Origin of the sequence: Metalysinibacillus jejuensis (genome assembly GCF_003057615.1) — a bacterium.
Lineage (GTDB): Bacteria > Bacillota > Bacilli > Bacillales_A > Planococcaceae > Metalysinibacillus > Metalysinibacillus jejuensis.
On sequence record NZ_QAFW01000012.1, the window covers coordinates 43,542 to 66,667 of the forward strand.

General features: G+C 39.6%; 30 protein-coding genes and 1 other annotated feature. Of the genes, 27 read left to right on the forward strand and 3 right to left on the reverse strand.

Features of this window, described 5'->3' with window-relative positions; genetic code table 11:
- The first annotated feature begins 14 nt into the window (after positions 1–14).
- The 12 genes from mreC (at position 15) to DDE80_RS06075 (ending at position 7,983) form a co-directional block, all read left to right on the forward strand.
- On the forward strand, positions 15–926 hold the full coding sequence (mreC, locus tag DDE80_RS06020) for a rod shape-determining protein MreC (protein WP_108306772.1): 912 nt from the start codon (positions 15–17) through the stop codon (positions 924–926).
- Positions 923–1,450, forward strand: coding sequence for a rod shape-determining protein MreD (mreD, locus tag DDE80_RS06025; protein WP_108306773.1), 528 nt, complete (start codon positions 923–925; stop codon positions 1,448–1,450). The genes mreC and mreD overlap by 4 nt, the downstream gene beginning before the upstream one ends.
- 32 nt (positions 1,451–1,482) lie before the next feature.
- A complete protein-coding gene (locus tag DDE80_RS06030; RefSeq protein ID WP_108306774.1) occupies positions 1,483–2,151 on the forward strand; it encodes a septum site-determining protein MinC in 669 nt (222 codons plus the stop codon).
- Between the two features lies 1 nt (position 2,152).
- Complete coding sequence (minD, locus tag DDE80_RS06035; protein WP_108306775.1) at positions 2,153–2,953, forward strand: septum site-determining protein MinD; 801 nt, start codon at positions 2,153–2,155, stop codon at positions 2,951–2,953.
- Positions 2,954–3,010: 57 nt separating this feature from the next.
- Positions 3,011–3,082, forward strand: a sequence feature (ribosomal protein L21 leader region).
- Positions 3,083–3,096: 14 nt separating this feature from the next.
- The gene (rplU, locus tag DDE80_RS06040) at positions 3,097–3,405 is read left to right on the forward strand and encodes a 50S ribosomal protein L21 (RefSeq protein ID WP_108306776.1); all 309 of its coding nucleotides are present in this window, start codon (positions 3,097–3,099) and stop codon (positions 3,403–3,405) included.
- 16 nt (positions 3,406–3,421) lie between these two features.
- Positions 3,422–3,757: a ribosomal-processing cysteine protease Prp gene (locus DDE80_RS06045; RefSeq protein WP_108306777.1), complete on the forward strand. Its 336-nt coding sequence runs from the start codon at positions 3,422–3,424 to the stop codon at positions 3,755–3,757.
- A gap of 8 nt (positions 3,758–3,765) precedes the next feature.
- Positions 3,766–4,059, forward strand: a complete 294-nt coding sequence (gene rpmA / locus DDE80_RS06050) for a 50S ribosomal protein L27 (RefSeq protein WP_108306778.1) — start codon at positions 3,766–3,768, stop codon at positions 4,057–4,059.
- A gap of 243 nt (positions 4,060–4,302) precedes the next feature.
- The gene (locus DDE80_RS06055) at positions 4,303–4,833 is read left to right on the forward strand and encodes a Spo0B domain-containing protein (protein WP_161952279.1); all 531 of its coding nucleotides are present in this window, start codon (positions 4,303–4,305) and stop codon (positions 4,831–4,833) included.
- Complete coding sequence (gene obgE, locus DDE80_RS06060) at positions 4,834–6,120, forward strand: GTPase ObgE (RefSeq protein WP_108306780.1); 1,287 nt, start codon at positions 4,834–4,836, stop codon at positions 6,118–6,120.
- A gap of 26 nt (positions 6,121–6,146) precedes the next feature.
- Positions 6,147–6,602 carry an ACT domain-containing protein gene (locus tag DDE80_RS06065; protein ID WP_036142731.1) on the forward strand — a complete coding sequence of 152 codons (456 nt, stop codon included), beginning with the start codon at positions 6,147–6,149 and terminating at the stop codon, positions 6,600–6,602.
- Between the two features lie 119 nt (positions 6,603–6,721).
- Positions 6,722–7,603 (forward strand): prephenate dehydratase, encoded by an 882-nt coding sequence (pheA, locus tag DDE80_RS06070; RefSeq protein WP_108306781.1) that lies wholly within the window; start codon positions 6,722–6,724, stop codon positions 7,601–7,603.
- Positions 7,603–7,983, forward strand: a complete 381-nt coding sequence (locus tag DDE80_RS06075) for a thiol-disulfide oxidoreductase DCC family protein (RefSeq protein WP_108306782.1) — start codon at positions 7,603–7,605, stop codon at positions 7,981–7,983. Before pheA ends, DDE80_RS06075 begins: the two co-directional genes overlap by 1 nt.
- 23 nt (positions 7,984–8,006) lie before the next feature.
- On the opposite strand, the gene DDE80_RS06080 is transcribed toward DDE80_RS06075, so the two are convergent.
- Positions 8,007–8,438 carry an Rrf2 family transcriptional regulator gene (locus DDE80_RS06080; protein WP_108306783.1) on the reverse strand — a complete coding sequence of 144 codons (432 nt, stop codon included), beginning with the start codon at positions 8,436–8,438 and terminating at the stop codon, positions 8,007–8,009.
- Positions 8,439–8,638: 200 nt separating this feature from the next.
- On the opposite strand from DDE80_RS06080, the gene hmpA reads away from it, so the two are divergent.
- The 5 genes from hmpA to DDE80_RS06105 all read left to right on the forward strand — a co-directional run bounded on the left by hmpA (position 8,639) and on the right by DDE80_RS06105 (position 11,417).
- Entirely contained in the window at positions 8,639–9,793 is a 1,155-nt protein-coding gene (hmpA, locus tag DDE80_RS06085; RefSeq protein ID WP_108306784.1) for an NO-inducible flavohemoprotein, read from the forward strand.
- A 108-nt stretch (positions 9,794–9,901) separates the two neighbouring features.
- A complete protein-coding gene (locus DDE80_RS06090) occupies positions 9,902–10,102 on the forward strand; it encodes a helix-turn-helix transcriptional regulator (protein WP_108306785.1) in 201 nt (66 codons plus the stop codon).
- Position 10,103: 1 nt separating this feature from the next.
- On the forward strand, positions 10,104–10,688 hold the full coding sequence (locus tag DDE80_RS06095; protein ID WP_161952280.1) for a DUF3169 family protein: 585 nt from the start codon (positions 10,104–10,106) through the stop codon (positions 10,686–10,688).
- 1 nt (position 10,689) lies between these two features.
- Entirely contained in the window at positions 10,690–10,893 is a 204-nt protein-coding gene (locus DDE80_RS06100; protein WP_108306787.1) for a hypothetical protein, read from the forward strand.
- Positions 10,894–10,970: 77 nt separating this feature from the next.
- Positions 10,971–11,417, forward strand: a complete 447-nt coding sequence (locus tag DDE80_RS06105; RefSeq protein ID WP_108306788.1) for a helix-turn-helix transcriptional regulator — start codon at positions 10,971–10,973, stop codon at positions 11,415–11,417.
- Between the two features lie 36 nt (positions 11,418–11,453).
- On the opposite strand, the gene DDE80_RS06110 is transcribed toward DDE80_RS06105, so the two are convergent.
- Entirely contained in the window at positions 11,454–11,981 is a 528-nt protein-coding gene (locus DDE80_RS06110) for a transcription repressor NadR (RefSeq protein ID WP_108306789.1), read from the reverse strand.
- Positions 11,982–12,103: 122 nt separating this feature from the next.
- Here DDE80_RS06110 and ruvA point away from each other — a divergent pair, with 122 nt between their 5' ends.
- The 8 genes from ruvA (at position 12,104) to DDE80_RS06150 (ending at position 19,449) form a co-directional block, all read left to right on the forward strand.
- Entirely contained in the window at positions 12,104–12,718 is a 615-nt protein-coding gene (ruvA, locus tag DDE80_RS06115) for a Holliday junction branch migration protein RuvA (protein WP_108306790.1), read from the forward strand.
- A gap of 13 nt (positions 12,719–12,731) precedes the next feature.
- The gene (ruvB, locus tag DDE80_RS06120) at positions 12,732–13,736 is read left to right on the forward strand and encodes a Holliday junction branch migration DNA helicase RuvB (protein WP_108306791.1); all 1,005 of its coding nucleotides are present in this window, start codon (positions 12,732–12,734) and stop codon (positions 13,734–13,736) included.
- 18 nt (positions 13,737–13,754) lie between these two features.
- Positions 13,755–14,798, forward strand: coding sequence for a tRNA preQ1(34) S-adenosylmethionine ribosyltransferase-isomerase QueA (gene queA / locus DDE80_RS06125; protein ID WP_108306792.1), 1,044 nt, complete (start codon positions 13,755–13,757; stop codon positions 14,796–14,798).
- Positions 14,799–15,944, forward strand: coding sequence for a tRNA guanosine(34) transglycosylase Tgt (tgt, locus tag DDE80_RS06130; protein WP_108306793.1), 1,146 nt, complete (start codon positions 14,799–14,801; stop codon positions 15,942–15,944). It abuts the gene before it with no gap.
- 72 nt (positions 15,945–16,016) lie between these two features.
- On the forward strand, positions 16,017–16,295 hold the full coding sequence (yajC, locus tag DDE80_RS06135; protein ID WP_108306794.1) for a preprotein translocase subunit YajC: 279 nt from the start codon (positions 16,017–16,019) through the stop codon (positions 16,293–16,295).
- Between the two features lie 56 nt (positions 16,296–16,351).
- On the forward strand, positions 16,352–16,627 hold the full coding sequence (locus DDE80_RS06140; RefSeq protein WP_108306795.1) for a hypothetical protein: 276 nt from the start codon (positions 16,352–16,354) through the stop codon (positions 16,625–16,627).
- 123 nt (positions 16,628–16,750) lie between these two features.
- Positions 16,751–19,018 carry a protein translocase subunit SecDF gene (gene secDF, locus DDE80_RS06145; RefSeq protein ID WP_108306796.1) on the forward strand — a complete coding sequence of 756 codons (2,268 nt, stop codon included), beginning with the start codon at positions 16,751–16,753 and terminating at the stop codon, positions 19,016–19,018.
- 83 nt (positions 19,019–19,101) lie between these two features.
- Positions 19,102–19,449 (forward strand): LapA family protein, encoded by a 348-nt coding sequence (locus tag DDE80_RS06150; RefSeq protein WP_108306797.1) that lies wholly within the window; start codon positions 19,102–19,104, stop codon positions 19,447–19,449.
- A 40-nt stretch (positions 19,450–19,489) separates the two neighbouring features.
- Here the strand turns inward: DDE80_RS06150 and DDE80_RS06155 are convergent, their stop codons facing one another.
- Positions 19,490–19,957 carry a DUF4825 domain-containing protein gene (locus tag DDE80_RS06155; RefSeq protein ID WP_108306798.1) on the reverse strand — a complete coding sequence of 156 codons (468 nt, stop codon included), beginning with the start codon at positions 19,955–19,957 and terminating at the stop codon, positions 19,490–19,492.
- Between the two features lie 94 nt (positions 19,958–20,051).
- Here DDE80_RS06155 and DDE80_RS06160 point away from each other — a divergent pair, with 94 nt between their 5' ends.
- Positions 20,052–20,333, forward strand: coding sequence for a single-stranded DNA-binding protein (locus DDE80_RS06160; RefSeq protein WP_108306799.1), 282 nt, complete (start codon positions 20,052–20,054; stop codon positions 20,331–20,333).
- Positions 20,334–21,052: 719 nt separating this feature from the next.
- Positions 21,053–22,936, forward strand: coding sequence for a group II intron reverse transcriptase/maturase (gene ltrA / locus DDE80_RS06165; RefSeq protein ID WP_108306800.1), 1,884 nt, complete (start codon positions 21,053–21,055; stop codon positions 22,934–22,936).
- Positions 22,937–23,126 lie beyond the last annotated feature (190 nt).

A 23,126-nucleotide genomic window follows, 5' to 3' on the forward strand; every position in this document is an offset into this window, starting at 1 on the left:
AGAGGGGTTTACAGATGCCACAGTTTTTTGCTAATAAAAAACTTATTGTGTTATTAGTAGGCATCATTTTCCTTGTCGCTATTATTAGCTATACACTTAGCAATCGTACCAATCCATCTTTTGCTGAGGGCGCTGTGAAAGATACGGTGGGCTTCGGGCAAGGGATTATGGCAAAGCCAGCTAACTTTATTAGTGGCATTTTAGACGATATTGACGCACTGTTAAGTACGTATGAAGAAAATAAACGTTTAAAAGCACAGCTGGATGACTTTGCTCTTGTACGTGTTCAGCTAGACGAAGTTAAAATGGAAAATGAAAGACTTGCAGCACTTATTGATAAAGAGGAAAGTTTATTGCAGTATGATCCGGTATATGCCACGGTAATTGCGCGTAATCCAGATCAATGGGAAGAGAAAATTATTGTCAATAAAGGCGCTCGTCAAGGGATAGAAAAAAATATGGCTGTGATGACGGCAGATGGTTTAATCGGTAAAGTAGTAGTCGTCACCCCGAGCACTGCAGAGATTGAGCTGTTGTTTTCTAACAATCCTAATTATCGTATTTCAGCGAAAGCAAAAGGAGATAAGGATGTTTTTGGTCTTATTGAAGGCTTTGATGCTGAACGAAGTGAAATGTTAATGAAACGCATTGATTCAAGCTTTAAAGTAGAACCCGGGCAAAAGGTAGTATCGTCAGGTTTAGGTGGGATTTTCCCCCAAGGTTTATTAATTGGCGAAATTACGGAAATCGGCACAGACGATTACGGTTTAACGCAAATGGCGTACGTAAAGCCTGCAGCAAATTTTGCTTTGCTTGATCAAGTAGTGATTGCTAAGCGTAAAATGACACAAATCAACGGGTCGGATGGCGATGGTTCAATGAATGACTTAACCCATCCTGAAGAGGCGGAAGGTGAAGCGCAGTGATTCAGCGTATAGCGGTAGTAGCCGTAGCATTGTTGTTATTTTTAATAGAGCCTAACTTTGCTTTTTTATCACCACTGACGTTTGACCAAACACTTTATTATTTTGTTCCACGATTTTTAGTCGTCTTTTTAATCTTTTTAGCGACGTATCAATCCAAAAAGCGAGCGATGTATATCGGCTTGTTTTTTGGTATTTTATACGATATTTTCTATGTAGATGTTATCGGACTATATGCCTTTTTATACCCGGGGGCTATCTTTTTAGCTAGCACAATTATGGGGTATATTAAACCGAATATGATGGTGACAGCTACGATAGCACTCGTTATTGTTACTTTGTTAGAAACAGCCATTTACGGGTTTTATAGCTTTATTTCTATTACAGATATGCCTTGGCAATTATTCGTACAGGAACGTTTATTACCAACGCTTGCTATGAATTTTTTATTTATAATTTTAACAGCTATTATTTTTGTTTACTTAATTAATGCAAAATTGGTACGTAACGAGATGAATACGGTATAATCAAATGAAGTGAAATCGAGGTGAAAAGTTGTATGAAACAACCGTTAGTTCAGATGAAAGGTACAAAAGAAGGGTTTATTGTAAAGTTAGACGAACAAGGTGCGTTTAGCGATTTACTAGCTGAATTAGAACAGCTAGCAAATAACTATACAACAGATCGCCATATTTATGTTCAACTTCATTTAGGATACCGTTATTGTACGAGTGAACAAATTCAACAATTAACACGCGCCCTAGAACAGACGAATAAATTAATCGTCTCTAAGGTGAGTAGTGATGTGATTACAGTAGAAGAACGAAATCGCCAAGTCGCTCGCCATAAAAATGAGTTATATGTTGGTATGGTTCGTTCGGGACAAGTTTTACGTGTGCCAGGAGACATTGTAATTATTGGCAACGTCAATCAAAATGGTCGTGTAGAAGCTGAGGGTAATATTTATATATTAGGTCGCTTAAAAGGAATTGCGCATGCAGGTGTAGAAGGCAATCGTAAAGCAGTCGTAGCGGCATCATTTTTTGAAGCGACACATATTATGATTGCTGATGTCATACAGACGATGTCAAATGAATGTGAAGCCTTGCAAAATAATAATGAGTTACTGTGCGCACATATTAATCAGCAAGGAGATATTGACTACCGATCTGTGCATGAAATAAGAAATATGCCGTCGTTTTTCATGACTGCTAAAGGAGGAAGCTAATGTGGGTGAAGCAATTGTAATTACTTCGGGAAAAGGCGGTGTTGGTAAAACAACAACTACAGCTAATCTCGGTACTGCATTGGCATTGCAAGGAAAAACGGTATGCCTTGTAGATACAGATATAGGCTTGCGTAATTTAGACGTAGTATTAGGGTTAGAAAATCGTATTATTTATGATTTAGTTGATGTGGTAGAAGGGCGTTGTAAAATTCATCAAGCGCTCGTTAAAGATAAGCGTGTAGATGATAAATTATATTTATTGCCGGCTGCACAAACGACAGATAAAACGGCAGTGACAGCTGAGCAAATGAAAGCGCTAATTGGCGAGTTAAAAACACAATATGATTTTGTGTTAATTGATTGTCCTGCTGGTATTGAGCAGGGCTTTCGTAATGCGGTAGCGGGTGCCGATCAAGCTATTGTCGTTGTAACGCCAGAAATCTCTGCCGTGCGTGATGCGGATCGTATTATCGGATTGCTTGAACAAGAAACGCAAATTGCGGCACCGCGCCTTGTTATTAATCGCGTGTGCCAACATTTAATTGAGTCAGGCGATACGCTAGATGTCAGTGAAATTACAGCGCATTTAGCGATTGATTTATTAGGTATTATTATCGATGATGAAGAAGTAATCGCTTCTTCTAATAAAGGTGAGCCAGTTGTGATGGACCCTTCTAATAAAGCAGCGCTTGCTTATCGCAATATAGCGCGCCGTATTTTAGGGGAAAGTGTGCCGCTACAAACGATCACTGAAAACAGAAAAGGCTTTTTCTCTAAAATGTTTTCACTCTTTATAAAGTAACGTTTGACTTATTATACAGCGCATGATAATATTTTACTGTTATTGTTTGTAGCACCCGTGCTACTGCAACCGCACTGACAAGGTTTAAGTACGCAAGTCACCTTGAAGCAGGCGAGTCTGAGTCTAAGGAGGTGCATTGGGAAATGTACGCAATTATCGAAACTGGTGGTAAACAAATCAAAGTAGAAGCTGGCCAAGAAATCTATGTTGAAAAACTAGGTGTTGAAGCTGACGAAGTGGTTACTTTTGATAAAGTTTTATTCGTAGGTGGCGAAAACGTGAAAGTTGGTGCTCCATTCGTGGAAGGTGCTACTGTAACAGCTAAAGCTGTTAAAGAAGGCCGCGCTAAAAAAATCACTGTTTTCAAAATGAAAGCGAAGAAAAACTACCGTCGTAAACAAGGTCACCGTCAACCATATACGAAATTAGTAGTTGAAGCAATCAACGCTTAATTTGAGGTGATACGGTATGATTACCGTTAAGATTTTTCATGATGAAAATAGACACGTGCATGCGTTTGAAATGTCAGGTCATGCAGAATACGATGAGCCAGGTAAAGATTTAGTATGTGCCGGCGCTTCAGCTATCGGTTTCGGTGCTGTAAATGCCATTTTCGCCTTACTACAAATCAAACCAGACATCGAACAAGCAGGAGAAGGTGGCTACTTAAAAGTAACGCTTCCTCAAGATCTTGATAAAGAAATCGATGCTAAATTACAACTTATTGTCCAAACGATGACAGCACAGTTTTACACCATGGTAGAAAGTTATGGGCAATATATTCAAATATCTTACGAACAGTAGGAGGTGGAATGAGCATGTTATTAACATTAGATCTTCAATTCTTCGCTTCTAAAAAAGGGGTAGGTTCTACTAAGAACGGTCGTGACTCTGAGTCAAAACGTCTTGGTGCGAAACGTGCTGATGGTCAGTTCGTAACTGGTGGTTCAATTCTTTACCGTCAACGCGGTACAAAAATTTACCCAGGTACTAACGTAGGTCGCGGTGGCGATGATACTTTATTCGCTAAAGTAGACGGCGTTGTTAAATTCGAACGTCTTGGACGCGACAAGAAAAAAGTATCAGTATACCCAGCGGAAGCTTAATACTTTATAGTAAAGCATGTCCAAAAGTCATTAGGGCTATTGGACATGCTTTTTTGGATGATTAATTATGAGGGTGTCTAACGTGTAAGTGATAGGCATACTTTAAGGGGACCTAGTGATTGGTCGCTTTTTTTCGTTTATTCGTTAGACATCCCCAATATGTGTTAGCGCATGAATTTTTTAAAGTTTTGCGTTATAATAAAGAGCAAACTGTTATAGCGAATGTCAGGAGTGAGTGTCTCAGTGAAACCTAACAAACTAACAGTACCTGAGGCGCTACGTTTAGCGAATCATGATTTTTTAAATCGTTTACAAATGATTATGATGTATAACGAGCTTGGTAAGCAGGAGCAGTGCCAAGCTTATATTGCAAAGACTGTTAATGAAATGCAGGCCGTGTCCGCAGTAAATCGTGCAGGTACACCAGTGCTAGCCGAATGGCTACTCACAGTAGGTTGGCGCTATAATGAATTTGCTGTAGCATTAACAAGTACAGTAACGGGGACGGCTACTGTAGCAGAGTCTGCTGTTGTCGCTTACGTTGAGGCGTGCATAGCAGCTATTGCTAAACAGGTGGATGTTTACTGTGAGCAGTATATTACACTGGATTACACCGTTGAGCCAGCTCATGTGGCGCTGGCAATGCGTGTAACAGGACAGTGGCAGACCCCAATACAATTAACTGAAAAAAATGAACGTTTTACCGTTAACATAAAAGCATCAACTACAACTGTGCTAGATTTATGTATAACGGCTAAACAGGGAGTGAAATAAATGTTTGTCGATCACGTAAAGATTTTTGTTAAAGGTGGTGACGGTGGCGATGGTATGGTCGCTTTCCGTCGCGAGAAATATGTACCAATGGGTGGACCAGCTGGCGGCGATGGCGGTCACGGTGGTAACGTCGTATTTGAAGTAGAAGAAGGTCTGCGTACGTTAATGGATTTCCGTTACAAACGCCATTTTAAAGCTGAGCGCGGTGAGCACGGTATGAGTAAAGGAATGCATGGTAAAAATGCAGAAGACTATATCGTAAAAGTGCCACCAGGTACGGTAGTTATTGATGAAGAAACAGAAGTCGTACTAGCTGACCTTGTTGAACATGGTCAACGTGCAGTGATTGCTCGTGCAGGGCGCGGTGGCCGTGGTAACTGTCGTTTTGCGACGCCAGCAAACCCAGCGCCAGAGCTTGCCGAAAAAGGTGAGCCTGGTCAAGAGTTAAATGTTATTTTAGAACTTAAAGTACTTGCAGACGTTGGTTTAGTAGGTTTCCCAAGTGTGGGTAAATCAACATTACTATCTGTAGTTTCTGCAGCTAAACCTAAAATCGGTGCGTATCACTTTACGACGATTGTACCAAACCTTGGTATGGTAGAAACAGAAGATGGCCGTAGCTTTGCGATGGCTGACTTACCAGGACTAATTGAAGGTGCTCACGAAGGTGTAGGGCTAGGTCACCAATTCCTACGTCATATTGAGCGTACGCGCGTTATCGTGCATATGATTGATATGTCAGGTATGGAAGGTCGCGATCCGTATGAGGATTATACCACCATTAATAATGAGTTAGAGCAGTATAATTTACGTTTAATGGAACGCCCACAACTTATTGTAGCAAATAAAATGGATATGCCAGATGCTGAAGAAAATCTAAAGGCTTTCCGTGAAAAAGTTGGCGAAGACGTTAACGTATTCCCAATTTCAGCAGTTTCTCGTCAAGGCTTAAAAGAATTGCTATTTGCGGTAGCAGATTTATTAGAAGTAACGCCTGAATTTACGCTTCATACAGAAGAGGAAGCGTCAGAAGCTACTGTAATGTATAAACATGAAAATACATCAGAAGACTTTGTCATCACACGTGATGATGACGGTGCCTTTGTATTAAGCGGCTATACCATTGAACGCTTGTTTAAAATGACAGATTTCAGTCGTGAAGATGGGGTACGACGTTTTGCAAGACAATTGCGTGGTATGGGAGTAGACGAAGCGCTTCGTGAACGCGGTGCAGAGCACGGTGACACAGTTCGTTTACTTGAATTTGAATTCGAATTCTTTGAATAATAGTGATGTGAAGTAGGGGGAAAATTATGAAAAGCGTTGCCAATCAACGATATTTTTTAGTGCGTGAAGATGTATTAACAGATGCGATGCAAAAAACTTTAGAGGCGAAGCAGCTATTATCTACCGGAGCGGTGTCTTCTATTTGGGATGCTGTAAAAGAAGTCGATATTTCGCGTAGTGCGTTTTATAAATATCGCGATGCGGTTTTCCCTTTTCACTCCGTCGTACAAGAACGTATCCTTACGATATTTTTACAATTGCAAGATCGTAAAGGCACGCTTGCTCGATTGCTTGAGACCATCACTGTGACACATTGTAATGTTTTAACAATCCACCAAACTATTCCGATTCAAGGACGTGCGAATGTCACTTTATCGCTTGATGTGACGAGCATGACCTGTGAACTAGACGAATTACTACAACAGCTTAAAAAATTGGATTTTGTAGAGTCTGCTGAAGTCATTAGCTCAGGTGCTCTCTAACTTTTCAGCCTAGTGTTTTACTTCGGTAAAATGCTAGGCTTTTTTGTAGTATCAAAACCTTTGTTTTGATTTACTATTCTGTCAAATGAGCGTACACTAGCATACAGGGAGGTTTTATGATGACAGAAACAAAAGATTGGCAACACCGCATCGCATATTTAGGACCTGAGGCGTCCTTTACATATTTAGCAACGAAAGGTTTATTTCCAAATGAATGGCTCGTGCCTCAAGCAACAATACCTGAGTGTATTGAGGCAGTGGCTAAAGGCACAGTAGACTTAGCTGTTGTGCCTTTAGAAAATGCTCTAGAAGGCTCTGTGCCGCTTACACTAGACTATTTGTTCCATGAAGTGGAGTTATTTGTAACAGGTGAAATTTTATTGCCTATCGCTCAGCATTTAATGGTTAATCCTAAACAGAAAGATAACTGGGAAGCTATCGAAGGGGTTTATTCTCATCCCCATGCTTTAGCGCAATGCCATAAATATTTATTTTACCGTTTTAGTGGTGTACCACTTAATCAAACGACGTCTACGGCAGCTGCTGCAAAGTATGTTTCAGAGCACCCTGAGCTATGTATAGCAGCTGTAGGTAATGAGTCCGCTGCGAAAAAATATGGTTTAGAAATTGTGCAACCGTCGATTCATGATTTTCACTTTAACCATACGCGCTTCTTTGTCTTATCGCGCCAAAATTTACGTATGCCGCTTGCACAGTCAAATGAAGAGCCGAAAACGACATTAATGGTAACATTACCTACAGACCGTTCAGGTGCATTGCATCAAGTATTGTCTGTATTTGCTTGGCGCCAATTAAATTTAAGTAAAATTGAATCACGTCCGCTTAAGACGGGACTCGGTGACTACTTCTTTATGGTTGATGTTTTAGCAGATGAAAAAGAGAAGATGATGCAGGGCGCGATGGAAGAGCTAGAAGCGCTTGGTTGCACCGTAAAATCATTAGGTACGTATTACCGTTATATGACGGGGCTTGAGGGCTAATGAATTTCGTGTTGTTTGACGGAGAATGTGGATTTTGTCAGGCAAATATTCAATTTATTTTACGCTTTGAACGCGCCCCGTATTTTCATTTTGCTTCATTGCAAAGCGAAATAGGGCAAGCGTTATGTGAACGTTATAATATTATCGACCGAACGAGTGTTGTAGTCATTGATCAAGGACATGCGTATACCGAGTCAACGGCTGCCTTAAAAATTGCTAAACATTTACGTTATTTTTGGTTATGCCAAATCTTTGTACTCGTGCCACGTTTTTTACGGGATGCGGTATATGAGTTAGTAGCTGCGAATCGTAAACATTTGCCAGGTGCTTGTCTTGTGCTAACTGCATCACAACGTGAACGCTTTCATGATAAAAGGTAGCTGAGATTGTCTCAGCTACCTTTTTACTGTAGTAATTGCATTAATAAATCACGATTTCCCAAAAAGTCTTCAACGGTGTAGCGATCAAGCACTTCGAGATATGCCTGTAAAGCTTCAGCGAGCACGCCTTTTAGCTGGCAAGCTGGTGCAATTTTACACATATTACTTTCAGGATCGAAGCATTCTACTAAATGAAAGTCTTCTTCGGTTTGGCGCACAACTTCGCCGATAGAAATATGGGCAGGCAGTTTTGCTAAACGAATGCCGCCGCCTCGTCCACGAATGGTTTCGATATAGCCGAGCTGTCCTAGCTGATGAGTAACTTTCATTAAGTGATTTTTTGAAATATTATAAGCGTCAGAAATTTCCTGAATCGTTGTAAGTTCATCTTGTTTCTTTGCGCCTAAATAAATAAGTGTACGCAAAGAGTAGTCGGTATATACGGTTAAGCGCATTGATTTCACCACTTTCTCACAATAGTATAGCATTTAATGCTTGTAGTTCGCATACATTAAAAGATACATTTTGTATACATTTAATTTTAAAGATGTATAAAAAATATATGTTTTGTGAACAAAATGTTAAAGATGTATATTTAATATTGCTTTAAGAAAGCTAGCGCGCTATAGTGAGGATAAGAAAAGGAGTGGTTCATATGTTACAACAACAAACAATGGCTATTATTAAAGCAACAGCACCTGTTCTAGAAGTTCATGGTGTCACAATTACTAAAACATTTTATAAAAATATGTTTGATAATCACCCTGAATTACTAAATATTTTTAACCATACAAACCAAGCGCAAGGTCGCCAACAAACGGCTCTAGCTAATACTGTTTACGCAGCCGCGCTACATATTGAAAACCTTGAGGCCATCTTACCGGTTGTCGTTCAAATTGCACATAAGCACGTTAGTCTAGGCGTAATGCCAGAACATTATCCTATCGTAGGAAAGTATTTATTAGCAGCGATTAAAGAAGTATTAGGTGATGCAGCAACACCAGAGATTTTACAAGCCTGGGAACAAGCTTACGGCGTTATTGCAGATATTTTTATTCAAGTAGAAGAAGATTTATATAAACAAACTGAAAATGATGGTGGTTGGCGTCTATTTAAGAAGTTTAAAGTAGTAAATAAAGAAGTCGAAAATGCGATTGTTACTTCATTTTATTTAGCCCCAGCGGATGGCACAGCACTACCTAGCTATTTACCAGGGCAGTACATTACCATTCGCACAGCTATTCCTGGTGATACGTATTTAGCTAACCGTCAATACACGTTGTCACAAGCTGCAGACGGAAAAACATTCCGTATCTCTGTAAAAAAAGAAAGTGACACGACACCAGCAGGTAAAGTGTCGAATTTCTTACATGATACGTTACAAGTAGGCGATACATTAGATGTAAGTGCACCAGCAGGGGTATTTACACTACAAAAATCTACGAAGCCCCTAGCATTTATTAGTGGCGGTATCGGTGTTACACCACTTCATAGCATGGTGCAAGCGTTAGAAGATGCACCGCAAGTGAGCTTTATTCAATGCGCGCGCAATGAAGATGTTATTACATTCCAACAATCTATTGAACAGAAAATTGCTGCGTTACCAAATGCGAGTTATGACGCGCTATATTCTGATCAAGAACAATATATTAATGAAGCAATTATTGCCGAGCGCATTGCAAAGGACGCAGATGTTTATGTGTGTGGACCAGTACCATTTATGGCCGCTACAGTTAAAGCGTTAGAAAATAACGGTTTTGCACCTGAACAAATTCACTATGAATTTTTTGGACCAGCCTTACAATTATAAAAAACAAAGACCATTTCCCGGGAAATGGTCTTCTTTTTTATCTTTTTTGACAATGATAGTTGTCAAAATGACTAACTTCATGTTAATTTTATAGAGGAGGTTATACATATGAAGAGTAGATTAAAAGAGCTTCGAGCACGGCATGGTTATAACCAAACGGAGTTAGCAAAGCGTGCGAATGTGTCACGCCAAACGATTAGCTTAATTGAGCGAGGAGAGTATATGCCGTCTATTTTAATTGCTGTACGCATTGCACGAATTTTTAATGAGCCAGTAGAAGATGTTTTTATTATAGAGGAGGATGAATGAATTGGGGATTATACTTTTACAACTTACCAATAGCGTTGTTGTGTTGTTGCTTGGCGTAGGCTATTTTTATTTTAGGAAAATAACAAAGAGTAGTCAGCTAGTTGTGACGGGTGAGGAGGAAGATCAATTATTAGATAAGCAATATAAGCGTTCGATTACGGTGTCGCAAATGATTAATAGTGCGTGTATTTTAAGTTTAGGTGCTATGGCCATTGGCTTTATTATCGTACGCGAAAGCTCACCTGCTATCCCCTTACTGTCATTTGCTTTGTTAGTGTGTAGTGTTTTATCAACAGGTATAGTAACAAAGAGCGTAACGCTTGCTAATCCAACACGCCCAATACCTAACTGGGCAAAAGAGGACGGCGCATTTGATGCCATGGATGAGGGAGAGCGTCATGTGGCATTAAAAGCGTATTATAAAGTGTACAAAATAGTAATGGGTTTATTGATTATAAGTATTTTATTAGCCATGTACTATAGCGTGCTAACAGGTCAATCGCAAATTATGTCAATTATAGTAATGGTAGTGCTACTGCTGGTGATGGTATTTAGCTACCTTAGTGTAATTAGGAGGGAGCGCTAGTATGATTAGTGTACAAATGAAAGTTGCTGCTATTATTATTACAGTCATTGCGATAGGTTGCGTAATGTTTTTATTGTTAGCAGAGAGTTATTTTAATCATGCTGAACTCAATCAATTAATTGAGGGCTGTAAACAAGTTGGAGGCACAGTTGACCTTACCATTGAAGCATCTGTGACTGGCGACTATGCGTTTTCTTGTAAGTAAATGCTTGTGTTGCGTGCGCAACGGGCGGATGTTGCTATACGATTGACCTGAAACGACATAGTGTAGGAGGTGAGCGTATGACAGCAGGTGATGAGTTGCGTAAGATACGTATAGCATTAGGCAAAACGCAGCAGGAGGTAGCGGATGAAGTTTTTGTAACGCGCCAAACGATTTCTAAATGGGAGCTTGGCAAAAGTGAGCCTGATTTTATCTCCGCTGAATTGTTACGTAAAGCATTACAGCTGCCGACGCCAAAAAAGGAGGCAGTATGGATGAAGCAACCGAAAAATTGGCTAGGCTTAGTAGTGTTTGGGATTGTGTTTTTACCGTTTCGTATGGGGTGGGTGCAAATCAAAAAGTATCAGCAATATAGTGTGGTGCGATTTGTAATTGTGCCTGCCGTAATTGTACTGTATGCGTTGTATATGTATTCGCTAAAAGTGGAAGCATTTTATGTTGTACTTGCGGTAACAATTATAGCTTACATGGGCACGTCTTATTATTTTCAGCAACGTGAAGAATAGCAAGAAGCGGTTCACATTTTGCGTGAACCGCTTTTTTTAATCGAGTAGTATGCCTTTAGCGCGTAAAGCTTGCTCTGCACAATCAAGCATATCTTCCGTTGGTGCTTGGAGTGTGTGTAGGTGGATGCCATCTGTTAAATCAGAGAGGTAGGAAGCATTGGCAGCTTGTACTTTATCAATGAAGCGGCTCACCTCAACGCGGTTGCTCACATGGATAGCGGCAGTAATTTCGCCGTAAACACTATGCTCGACACAAACGTCTTTAACCGTAACACCACAGTCCACAATAGCGAATAACTCTTCTTGTGCTTGTGCAGGTGTATGTTTACAGGCAACGACGCGAGTGGCGTAATTAGGTTGTGCTTGCGTTAAATATACGTAGCCCTGACTAGTCGCAAGGATTGGGGCATTACGCGCCTTTAATAACGTAATATCATTAACGATAACTTGACGTGATACATTAGCGAATTTGGCTAAGTCAGCGCCAGTTAACGGGGTAGTAGCTTGTTGTAGTAGCGATAAAATTTTTGTGCGGCGTTCTTCGCCTAATAGTTTTTTAGTCATAATCGTTCACTCCTTAATTGTTAATATTGTATCATGTTCAATGTTGTTTTTGTGCGTTTAAACGTCGAGCATTCGTTCGCTATTATGCTATAATCTTATATAGATTGTGAGGGGAAGAAAAGATGTATGATTATATGATAGGACAAGTAACGCGTATTACGCCAGAATATATTGTTGTTGAACAAGGATATATTGGCTATCGTTTATTTACGCCAAACTCCTATGCGTTTAAACAAACGACAGAAATGGTACGTGTCTATGTACATCATCATGTACGAGAAGATGCGAGTTTATTATATGGTTTTACGACACTCGATGAACGTGAGCTGTTTCGTAAATTAATTCAAGTGTCGGGTATTGGACCTAAAGGAGCGCTTGCTATTTTAGCTACAGGTGATCCTTCTCAAGTAGTAGCTGCTATTGAGCATGAAGACGAAAGCTACCTTATTAAATTCCCAGGTGTAGGCAAGAAAACCGCGCGTCAAATTATTTTAGATTTAAAAGGCAAGCTCGGTGCGCTACTAGAAGTCATCGACTTTGCGAGCGCGCCTAATGAACTACCACTATTTGAAGATACGAATCATAATGCGGCATTAGAAGATGCTTTATTAGCGCTTGCTACATTAGGTTATTCAGAGCGAGAATTGAAAAAAGTACGACCTAAATTGGAGAGTAATGATGAAATCGTAACGACGGATGATTATATGAAATACGCACTTAAACTAATGTTAACGTAAGGGAGTGAGGCAAATGACAAATCCTATTACGACAAATGAAGCAACTGCTTATGATCAACAGTTTGAATTGTCGCTTCGACCACAGCGTTTATCTCAGTATATTGGACAAGCACAAGTAAAAGAAAATTTACAGATTTTTATTGAGGCAGCGCGTCGTCGTGAGGAGTGCCTTGACCATGTGTTACTGTACGGGCCACCAGGGCTTGGTAAAACGACACTAGCTACAGTTATAGCGAATGAAATGGATGTTAATGTACGCATGACGAGTGGCCCTGCGATTGAGCGCCCAGGAGATTTAGCAGCAATTTTAAATGCACTTGAGCCAGGCGATGTATTATTTATTGATGAGATTCATCGTTTACCACGAGCGATTGAAGAAGTATTATACCCTGCGATGGAAGATTTTTGTTTAGATATTGTAGTAGGCAAAGGACCTGAAGCACGTTCCATTCGTTTAGATTTACCCCCGTTTACATTAATTGGGGCAACAACACGTGCTGGCGCATTATCTGCACCACTTCGTGACCGTTTTGGTGTATTATTACGTTTGGAGTATTATGATGAGGCTGCACTTACTGAAATTGTAAAGCGTAGTGCCGACGTCTTTGAAGTAGCTATTGTAGAAGAAGCAGCGCTTGAAATCGCTAAGCGTTCAAGAGGTACGCCACGTATTGTCAATCGCTTATTAAAGCGTGTACGCGATTTTGCTGAAGTGCTAGGTGATGGTGCGATTACACCAGCCATCGCTGAGCAGGCGTTGTCGCTATTACAAGTAGATGCTAGAGGGCTCGATCATATTGACCGTAAACTAATTGAAGGTATGATTGAGCGTTTCCGTGGTGGACCAGTTGGGCTCGATACAATCTCTGCTTCTATCGGGGAAGAAGCACTAACGATAGAAGACGTGTACGAGCCGTATTTATTACAGATTGGCTTTATTCAACGTACACCACGCGGACGTGTGGCAACTCAGCTCGCGTATTTACATTTTGGCTATGAGCTACCCGACCAAACTTAAATAAAGGAAGTTACAAACATGAGAGTGGAAGATTTTGATTTTGAATTACCTGAGCAATTAATTGCACAAACCCCATTACTTGATCGTACAGCAAGTCGTCTATTAGTCGTAACACCGAATACAACAGAACTGCAACACGAAAAATTTCCTGCGATTATCGATGAGCTTGAAGCGGGTGACTGCTTAGTATTAAATGATACACGCGTATTACCTGCCCGCTTAATGGGCGAAAAGGATACAGGTGCGCATATTGAGGTACTTTTACTTAAACAGCATGAGACAGACGTATGGGAAACACTCGTTAAGCCTGCTAAACGTGTAAAGGTAGGTACAGTGGTGACGTTTGGTAATTTACTAACAGCAACGTGTACAGAAATTTTAGCGCATGGTGGACGTAAGTTTAAATTTAGTTATGACGGTATCTTTTATGAGATTTTAGACCAACTTGGCGAAATGCCGCTACCTCCTTATATTCGTGAGAAGCTAGATGACCAAGACCGTTACCAAACGGTGTTTGCACGTGAACGTGGTTCGGCAGCTGCACCAACTGCTGGTTTGCACTTTACGGACGAAATCCTAGATGCAATTCGTGCTAAAGGTGTAGCAATTACCTTTATTACCTTGCATGTTGGTTTAGGCACTTTCCGACCTGTGAGCGTAGATAGTATTGATGATCACGAGATGCACAGTGAGTTTTATAGTATGAGCGAAGAAACCGCCGCACTAATTAATCAAACGAAAGCAAATGGTGGTAAAGTAATCGCAGTAGGTACAACTTCAACACGTACGCTCGAAACAATTGGCGCAAAATACGATGGTGAGATGCGTGCTGAGCAAGGCTGGACTTCTATTTTTATTTACCCTGGTTATAAATGGACAGTAGTTGATGGTTTGTTAACCAACTTCCATTTACCAAAATCCACATTAGTAATGCTCGTTAGCTCACTCGCTTCAAAAGAAACAATCATGCACGCGTATGAAACAGCCGTGCAACAGCAATATAGATTTTTTAGTTTTGGGGATGCGATGTTTATCCGCCCAAACAGAAAGGACACAAAGTAAATGACAAAACCAGCAGTATGGTATGAACCTATTAAAACATGTAAACAAACAGGCGCACGCCTAGGTATCGTGCATACACCACATGGCTCTTTCGAAACACCAACCTTTATGCCTGTAGGTACACAAGCGACAGTTAAAACAATGTCACCAGAAGAACTTAAAGAAATGAATGCCGGCATTATTTTATCGAATACGTATCATTTATGGCTACGCCCAGGCAGTGATATTGTCAAAGAAGCGGGTGGCCTGCATAAATTTATGAACTGGGATAAGCCGATTTTAACGGATTCGGGCGGTTTCCAAGTATTTTCATTAAGTAAATTCCGTAAAATTGAGGAGGAGGGTGTACACTTCCGCAATCATTTAAACGGTGACAAACTATTTTTAAGTCCTGAAAAAGCGATGGAAATCCAAAATGATTTAGGTTCAGATATTATGATGGCCTTTGACGAGTGCCCACCATTCCCAGCAACGCATGAATATATGCTAAAATCTGTAGACCGTACAACACGCTGGGCAAAGCGCTGTAAAGAAGCGCATAAAAATACAGAGAACCAAGCATTATTTGGTATTGTACAAGGCGGCGAGTACGAAGATTTACGCAAGCGTTCTGCAGAAGCTTTAGTAGCGCTTGACTTCCCAGGTTACGCGATTGGTGGCCTGTCTGTAGGTGAGCCTAAAGATATTATGTATCGTGTGCTTGAGCAAACGACACACTTACTACCTGAGGATAAGCCACGTTATTTAATGGGTGTTGGTTCACCAGACTCACTTATTGAAGGTGCGATTCGCGGGATTGATATGTTTGACTGCGTATTGCCAACACGTATTGCACGTAATGGTACATTAATGACATCACAAGGACGTCTTGTTGTGAAGAATGCGAAGTATGAGCGTGACTTTACACCGATTGATCCTGAGTGCGATTGCTATACATGTAAAAACTATACGCGTGCCTATGTGCGTCATTTAATTCGTACAGACGAAACATTTGGTTTACGTTTAACGTCTTATCATAACTTACGCTTCCTTATTAATTTAATGGAGCAAGTGCGTCAAGCGATTCGCGAAGACCGCTTAGGCGACTTCCGCAATGAATTTTTTGAGAAATATGGCTTTAATAAGGCCAACGCAAAAAATTTCTAACTTTTGTCGCTTTTTGCATATAAATTATACTATACTTACTAAGTGAGCTTTATTCAGAAAGGTGGTTAATTCATGAGTGAACAATTAGTTAGCTTTATTCCGCTAATTTTAATGTTTGTGGCGATGTGGTTTATTTTAATTCGACCAGCGAAAAAGCGTCAGCAACAAACGATGCAAATGCAAAACAATTTACAACGTGGCGACAAAGTCGTAACAGTAGGTGGTATGCACGGTACAATTGAAGCAATCGAAGATACAGTCGTACATTTAACAGTGGCAGATGGCGTGCGCGTTAAATTTGAGCGCCAAGCAATCGGTCGCGTTATTACAGATGACGTGTTTACGAAGTAACAAGAAGCGGGAAGAGTGTTCAAACGGACACTCTTTTTTGTTTGGAGGTAATCAACATGCATTCGAAGCAACAGCTTTTCCAACATCTGTTACCCGCGTTACAAGCGCGTACAGCGGACTTAGCCACATTAGGCGAACAAGTTACAGTAGACCAACTTTTTGAATATTGTATGGAAAATCGTTTCCGCAATCATCCGCTCGATGCTCTACCCGTACATCAAGTCGTAGCGAGTATATTTCGTGTTACGCTAGCAGATTTGCAACCTAGTACGGTATATTGCGACGTGGAAGAAGATGAAATTCGCACGCTATTATACGATGTTGACATATAACTTCATTTGACAGTAAGCGCAACGTGTTTCATAATGTTAGTGTTGCGCTTTTTTAGCGTTAAAGGAACGTAGAAGTTGTTTAAGCTAGTGATGATTTATGCATCACCTGAGGAGGATTTAGCAATGAAATTGAGAGGCCGCATTGTTGCGTTTTTACTAATTGTTGTATTATTCGCAGCAGGTATTGGTACAACTGCACAAGGTGTACTAAAAGACATTCGTTTAGGGCTCGATTTACAAGGGGGCTTCGAAGTATTATATGAAGTCACTACATTAGATGGGAAAGCCGTTACAGTAGATGATTTAACAAATACTACAGATGCGCTTAACCGTCGTGTAAATAAGATGGGGGTAAGTGAGCCAAGCATTCAAGTGGAAGGGAAAGACCGTATTCGTGTGCAATTAGCGGGTGTTGAAGACCCAGAAACAGCACGCGAAATGTTATCAACATCAGCAAACTTAACGTTTCGTGATGTAGATGATAACATTTTACTTGACGGTCATGACCTAAAGGAGAATGGCGCAAAAGCATCATTTGATGGTAATACAAACCAACCAATCGTTACATTGACGATGAAAGATGCGAAGAAATTTGGCGATATTACAAGCAAAATTAGCACTATGGGACCTGGACGCAACTTACTCGTTGTGTGGATGGACTTTGAAGAAGGCGTAGATTCTTATGCAACAGAAGCGGCTAAACCAGAGCCACGTTATGTATCAGCAGCATCGGTTAATCAGCGTTTAAATACAGAGGACGTTCAAATTTCAGGTAACTTCACTGTAGATGAAACACAAAATTTTGCTAATATTTTAAATGCGGGTTCTCTACCTGTAAAAATGGAAGAAATTTATTCTACTTCTGTAGGTGCACAATTTGGTGAACAAGCATTAAGCAGTACAGTATTTGCGAGTGTAATTGGTGTACTAGCTATCTTTATCTTTATGCTACTGTATTACCGCATTCCAGGTTTTGTAGCGATTATTACATTATCGATTTTCACGTATTTAGTGCTCGTTGTCTTTAACGGCATTAATGCAGTGTTAACATTACCAGGTATTGCAGCAGTCGTATTAGGTATCGGTATGGCGGTAGATGCTAATATTTTAACAGCCGAACGTATACGAGAAGAACTTCGCGTAGGGCATAGTGTAAAACACGCCTTCCAATTAGGTTCTAAACAATCACTATCAGCTATTATTGATGCGAACTTAACAACTTTACTTGCAGCAGGTGTACTTTATGCTTTTGGTACAAGTAACGTACGTGGTTTTGCGACAATGTTAATTATTAGTATTTCATTAAGCTTTGTTACAGCAGTATGGGGTTCACGTGTATTAATGGGTCTTCTTGTACAAAGCGGCTATTTCAATAATCCAGCTCTATTTGGTATCGCCAAATCAAGACAGCATAGCTTAGATGAAAATTTAGAAACATTAGATTTAACGACGAAATTTGACCGCATTGATTTTGTGCATAATCGTAAAAAATTCTATACCTTATCCACAATAATATTAATTGCAGGTATTATTATTATCGGCGTTTTCAAGCTTAATCTTGGTATCGATTTCTCAAGTGGTACACGTGTAGAAATTGTCGCAGATCAAGCTGTAACGAAAGAGGAAATTATCGATTACGTAAAAGAAATCGGTCATCCTTCAACGGATGTAGTAATTTCAGGTGATAAGAAAAATATTGGTGTTGTACGTTATAAAGAAGACTTTACGAAACAAGAAGTACTTGACTTCAAAAAAGTTGTCGCTGAAAAATACGGACAAGAACCATCTGTGAGTTCTGTTTCACCAACGGTTGGTAAAGAGTTAGCTAAAAATGCGATTTATGCATTATCTATAGCTGCTTTAGGTATTATTCTTTACGTAGCGGTACGTTTTGAATGGCGTATGGGCGTTGGGGCAATTGCTTCTTTACTGCATGACGTATTTTTAATCATCGCAGTGTTTAGCTTCTTCCGCTTAGAAGTTGATATTACATTTATCGCAGCTGTATTAACGATTGTCGGTTATTCGATTAACGATACGATTGTTACCTTTGACCGTATTCGTGAAAATCTAGGCCGTGTCGATGTGATTAAAGATAAAGAAACGCTAGCTAGTATCGTGAATAAATCGTTGCGCCAAACGATGGGACGTTCAGTAAATACAGTATTGACTGTAATTATCGTCGTGGTCGCATTATTAATATTTGGTGCACCGTCTATTCAAAACTTCTCCATTGCATTGCTCGTTGGTTTAGTAACAGGTATGTACTCTTCAATTTGTATCGCAGCACAAATTTGGTACTCACTTAAAGTACGTGAGATGAAGCATACAGGTGGTAAAATAGAGAAGAAAGAGAAAAAACAATGGGGTTCTGATGAGCCAGTAGTATAAAACGAAAACGTCTTGCGAATAATACTCGCAAGATGTTTTTTTGTACGTTATGATGGAAATAAGTAATAGGGGGGGCGTTGACAATGAAAGTACAGTGGACATTCATTGCAGGTTTAATTTTTGCAATTCTTATTGCTATTTTCGCTATTGCTAATGTAGATAAAGTTGCCGTCAATTATTTATTCGGTACTGCGCAGTGGCCGCTCATTTTAATTATTTTAGGCTCAGCCTTTTTTGGTGCGATTGGCAGTGCGTCATTTGCAATGATGAAAATCTACAGCGGTCGACGTAAGCATAGTCAACTCGAACAAGCTTTACAAGAGCGCGAAACTTTAGTCGGTATGCAACAAGAGAAAATTCAGCACTTGCAAAGTGAGGTAGCCCGTTTAGAAAAGGGGAAGCCTACACAGATTGAAGTCATTAAAGAATAAAAAAATAAAACGAGGGGGCGCTAACTAGCGGCCTCTCGTTTTATTTTGTCTCAAATAACGCATCTACCTCAGCAGGGTCTGCTGTGTAAGCGTCAATAAGTAGTTGGATATCCGCTTCATTGGTACTTGCAGTAACATCTTTACCGTACCAAGACATTAATTGTTCGCGTGTCAGGGTGTAGCTTTGTGTATCAAAAGTAAATTGCAAACTATCTACGTTAGGTACGAGCGTAAAAAGCCATGTGGCGTTTGCAATGCTCACAATTTTAGGATGTGTTACTTCGTCATACATTAAGTGAGCACCATAAGGAGGCTCTGTTGTATGCAACTCTAATTGTAAAAAGTTACGCGCCTCAGGTAAATCGTAAATAATGGCAAGTACCTGACTGTTGTCACCAATGAGTGTATTACGGTAAAGTAAAAGTTCGTTTGTTGGTGCTTGTGTAGGTGTTGCAGGGGGTGACGTGCAACCACTCAACAATAAAACCATAACGAATAAATAACGCATGGACACACCTTCTTTATTTGTAGCGTAGCACAAATAACTAAAGGCTATCAACTACAATAACGTATAATAGGGATGAAAGGGAGCTGATACGAATATGGAAAAAGTATGGTCGATTGAACGACAGGATAAAGCAGTAGTACAAAGCTTACAGGATGAGTTAGGCATTACGGCTATTGCAGCTAAAATTTTAGCCGTGCGTGGTTTTAGTTCTGCCAAACAGGCAACAGCCTTTTTACAAATGGATGAGAGTATTGTGCATGATCCCTTTTTAATGCAGGGGATGGCGGAGGCAGTAGCCCGCATTCACCAAGCATTGGATGAGGGAGAGCACATTCGTATATATGGCGATTATGACGCCGGTGCGACACGTTTCTAAGTGAAAAGCTTAGACACTAGGGAGTCACGTAATTTTCCCTAGGAGAACTGATTTCCTTGATAGGTGGAATGAAAAGGGTAACGCCTTGAAACGCCTGCTCTGATACTCCGACATGCTTTTACTAAGGTTAAATAGCGAAGTATGAAGCTCGGTAAAGTCGGCAGAGAGATACCGTAAGTTTATTTGAATCTTTAACAATAAACACGAAAGCTGTCTAGAGGTAGATGGTGTAACCTATATGCCGGGAGTCTATAAAATATCTATGGTTAGAATGTGCTGCACAAGCACTGACGAATCTCTGAATGTACGGGTCTAGACGTAGACATTGTAGAAATGCAATGGGTGGCAGTGCCATCGTATGTATGGGTGAGTAAAAATCGCGTGTTATGAAAATCCATAACTTGTTACAGGCAAGTTCAAGCATACAGGACTATAGGAGAAACCTAAGGGTATATGAATAGATAAAGGAATTGGAACGTGGAAAGCGGAAGATGTGGAGGTATTAACCTACCGCTGAAGCAGTTCAGTATATAAGGGGGCAACCTATTAAAGCTGATTTACTTTCCGTGAGAGTGGAGTCACAGTACCGTTGAAACCGTGATAATAAGCGGTGGAGGGATAGACTCTAGTCGGAACTTTCAAAGACTTATAAATGCATAACAAATCACAGATTCGAGTACGACTAATAGAATCACCACTTGAGAAAGGGGTTGATGTCTGTGGCAAATTCACGAATCGTAAAACATGTTAAGAAGTCCAAACTAAGGAATGCGGAATACTATAGCATGCAAGCAACGTTTGACATGCTATATGACCAAAGTAGAACTGGTAGCAAATTTAAAAACTTGATGAGTATTATCAGTTCATCTGAAAACATTAAATTAGCGTATCGAAATATCAAGAAAAACACGGGTAGCAAAACAGCAGGCGTAGATGGTCGAACTATCGAACATGTATCAAAGCTTACCGAAGAACAGTTTGTTCGTTATGTTAGAAACAAATTAAGTGATTACAAACCGAAAGCAGTTAGAAGAGTTGAGATACCAAAGCCTAATGGTAAAACTAGACCTCTAGGTATTCCGGCAATTTGGGATAGAATAGTTCAGCAATGTATATTACAAGTTCTTGAGCCTATTGTAGAAGCAAAATTCTCAGGTAGAAGTCATGGATTTAGACCAAACCGTTCTGTAGAAAATGCAATTGCACAAAGTTATCGGCTAATGCAAAATTCTAAAATGTCTTATGTTGTTGATATAGATATTAAAGGGTTCTTCGATAACGTCTCACATGCGAAGTTATTAAAACAAATGTGGACGCTCGGAGTACAGGACAAGAATTTACTTACGATTATTTCAAAAATGCTTAAAGCCAAGATTAAAATGCCGAATGGACAAATTATTGAGAATGAAAAGGGAACACCACAAGGAGGAATCCTTTCTCCTTTATTATCAAATATTGTTCTCAACGAATTGGATAGATGGATTGAAAGCCAGTGGGAAGATATTCCGACAGTTAAAAATTATTTGCAATATCATACTAAGAAAGATGGTCATGTAGATAAGGGCTATAAATATAGAATGTTAAGGAAATCTAAACTAAAAGAATGTTATATCGTTCGATATGCGGATGACTTTAAAATATTCTGTAGTAATCCAAACCATGCGAAAAAGTTATTTATCGCAGTCCAAAAATGGCTAAAAGATAGACTTGGTTTAGAAATTAGCGAAGAAAAATCAAAAATCGTAAATCTCAAAAAGGACTATTCTGAATTTCTAGGAATAAAAATGAAGCTTATACCTAAAGGGAATAAATGGATAGTGAAAAGTCACATGTGCGATAAAGCAATACAACGTACAAAGAATAACCTTAAAGAAATAATTAACGGTATTCGATATGATAGTGGCTCCAACGACCAAGCAAGAAAAATAACGCTGTATAACTCAACTGTAATCGGACTTCATCAATATTTCCGTATAGCAACTATGATAGCTGAAGATATGGGGAACATTGCATACGAAGTTAATGCATGTTTAAAAGACCATCGAATGAAAAGGCGAATCAAGAAAATGGGTGTTATTACATCCGATTTCATCAAGAAAGAATATGGGAAAAGCAAGCAACTTAGATTTATATCAAAAGCACCGTTTCTTCCAATTGGCTACATTAAGCATAAAAGCCCAATGATGAAACGGAATGTAGTGAATGCATATACAAAAGAAGGTAGAGAAGAAATTCATAAAAATCTATCTACTATTGATGTTGGTGCACTTCGATTCTTAATGGAACATCCGATTCCACAACGAAGTGTTGAATACAATGATAACCGTATTGCATTGTACTGTGCACAAAGAGGAAAATGCCAAGTAACAGGATATGAATTGAATCCTATGACGTTACATTGTCATCATAAAGTATCACGATTGCAAGGTGGTACTGACGAATATAAAAACCTCTGTTTAGTTGATAAAGATATACACATTTTGATACATGCTAAAGATGAAGCGGTAATCTCGAAGTACAAAGTATTAATAACGAACACAAGCGCGCTAAACAAGTTAAATACGCTAAGAAAGAAATTAGAACTAGAGCCATTAACAATCTAATTTGGACGATTAGACAAGTAAGAAAAAAAGTGAATTCTGTTAAGTTATGTAGATTACCACACGTGTTGATTAACTAAGTTTTACCAATAAAATGCAATAAAAAAGAGAGATTCCATGTAAAATGTAAGTTACCACACCAACATTTACGAGGAGGAATCTCTCATGGCTAAGAATACCACGATTTTCACGT

Bases quoted from the DNA above. Each gene is read 5' to 3' on its own strand.
- mreC (WP_108306772.1), top strand. From the start codon at position 15: ATGCCACAGTTTTTTGCTAATAAAAAACTTATTGTGTTATTAGTAGGC.
- DDE80_RS06030 (WP_108306774.1), top strand. From the start codon at position 1,483: ATGAAACAACCGTTAGTTCAGATGAAAGGTACAAAAGAAGGGTTTATT.
- rplU (WP_108306776.1), top strand. From the start codon at position 3,097: ATGTACGCAATTATCGAAACTGGTGGTAAACAAATCAAAGTAGAAGCT.
- DDE80_RS06045 (WP_108306777.1), top strand. From the start codon at position 3,422: ATGATTACCGTTAAGATTTTTCATGATGAAAATAGACACGTGCATGCG.
- rpmA (WP_108306778.1), top strand. From the start codon at position 3,766: ATGAGCATGTTATTAACATTAGATCTTCAATTCTTCGCTTCTAAAAAA.
- obgE (WP_108306780.1), top strand. From the start codon at position 4,834: ATGTTTGTCGATCACGTAAAGATTTTTGTTAAAGGTGGTGACGGTGGC.
- DDE80_RS06065 (WP_036142731.1), top strand. From the start codon at position 6,147: ATGAAAAGCGTTGCCAATCAACGATATTTTTTAGTGCGTGAAGATGTA.
- pheA (WP_108306781.1), top strand. From the start codon at position 6,722: ATGACAGAAACAAAAGATTGGCAACACCGCATCGCATATTTAGGACCT.
- DDE80_RS06075 (WP_108306782.1), top strand. From the start codon at position 7,603: ATGAATTTCGTGTTGTTTGACGGAGAATGTGGATTTTGTCAGGCAAAT.
- DDE80_RS06080 (WP_108306783.1), bottom strand. From the start codon at position 8,438: ATGCGCTTAACCGTATATACCGACTACTCTTTGCGTACACTTATTTAT.
- hmpA (WP_108306784.1), top strand. From the start codon at position 8,639: ATGTTACAACAACAAACAATGGCTATTATTAAAGCAACAGCACCTGTT.
- DDE80_RS06090 (WP_108306785.1), top strand. From the start codon at position 9,902: ATGAAGAGTAGATTAAAAGAGCTTCGAGCACGGCATGGTTATAACCAA.
- DDE80_RS06100 (WP_108306787.1), top strand. From the start codon at position 10,690: ATGATTAGTGTACAAATGAAAGTTGCTGCTATTATTATTACAGTCATT.
- DDE80_RS06105 (WP_108306788.1), top strand. From the start codon at position 10,971: ATGACAGCAGGTGATGAGTTGCGTAAGATACGTATAGCATTAGGCAAA.
- DDE80_RS06110 (WP_108306789.1), bottom strand. From the start codon at position 11,981: ATGACTAAAAAACTATTAGGCGAAGAACGCCGCACAAAAATTTTATCG.
- ruvA (WP_108306790.1), top strand. From the start codon at position 12,104: ATGTATGATTATATGATAGGACAAGTAACGCGTATTACGCCAGAATAT.
- ruvB (WP_108306791.1), top strand. From the start codon at position 12,732: ATGACAAATCCTATTACGACAAATGAAGCAACTGCTTATGATCAACAG.
- queA (WP_108306792.1), top strand. From the start codon at position 13,755: ATGAGAGTGGAAGATTTTGATTTTGAATTACCTGAGCAATTAATTGCA.
- tgt (WP_108306793.1), top strand. From the start codon at position 14,799: ATGACAAAACCAGCAGTATGGTATGAACCTATTAAAACATGTAAACAA.
- yajC (WP_108306794.1), top strand. From the start codon at position 16,017: ATGAGTGAACAATTAGTTAGCTTTATTCCGCTAATTTTAATGTTTGTG.
- DDE80_RS06140 (WP_108306795.1), top strand. From the start codon at position 16,352: ATGCATTCGAAGCAACAGCTTTTCCAACATCTGTTACCCGCGTTACAA.
- secDF (WP_108306796.1), top strand. From the start codon at position 16,751: ATGAAATTGAGAGGCCGCATTGTTGCGTTTTTACTAATTGTTGTATTA.
- DDE80_RS06150 (WP_108306797.1), top strand. From the start codon at position 19,102: ATGAAAGTACAGTGGACATTCATTGCAGGTTTAATTTTTGCAATTCTT.
- DDE80_RS06155 (WP_108306798.1), bottom strand. From the start codon at position 19,957: ATGCGTTATTTATTCGTTATGGTTTTATTGTTGAGTGGTTGCACGTCA.
- DDE80_RS06160 (WP_108306799.1), top strand. From the start codon at position 20,052: ATGGAAAAAGTATGGTCGATTGAACGACAGGATAAAGCAGTAGTACAA.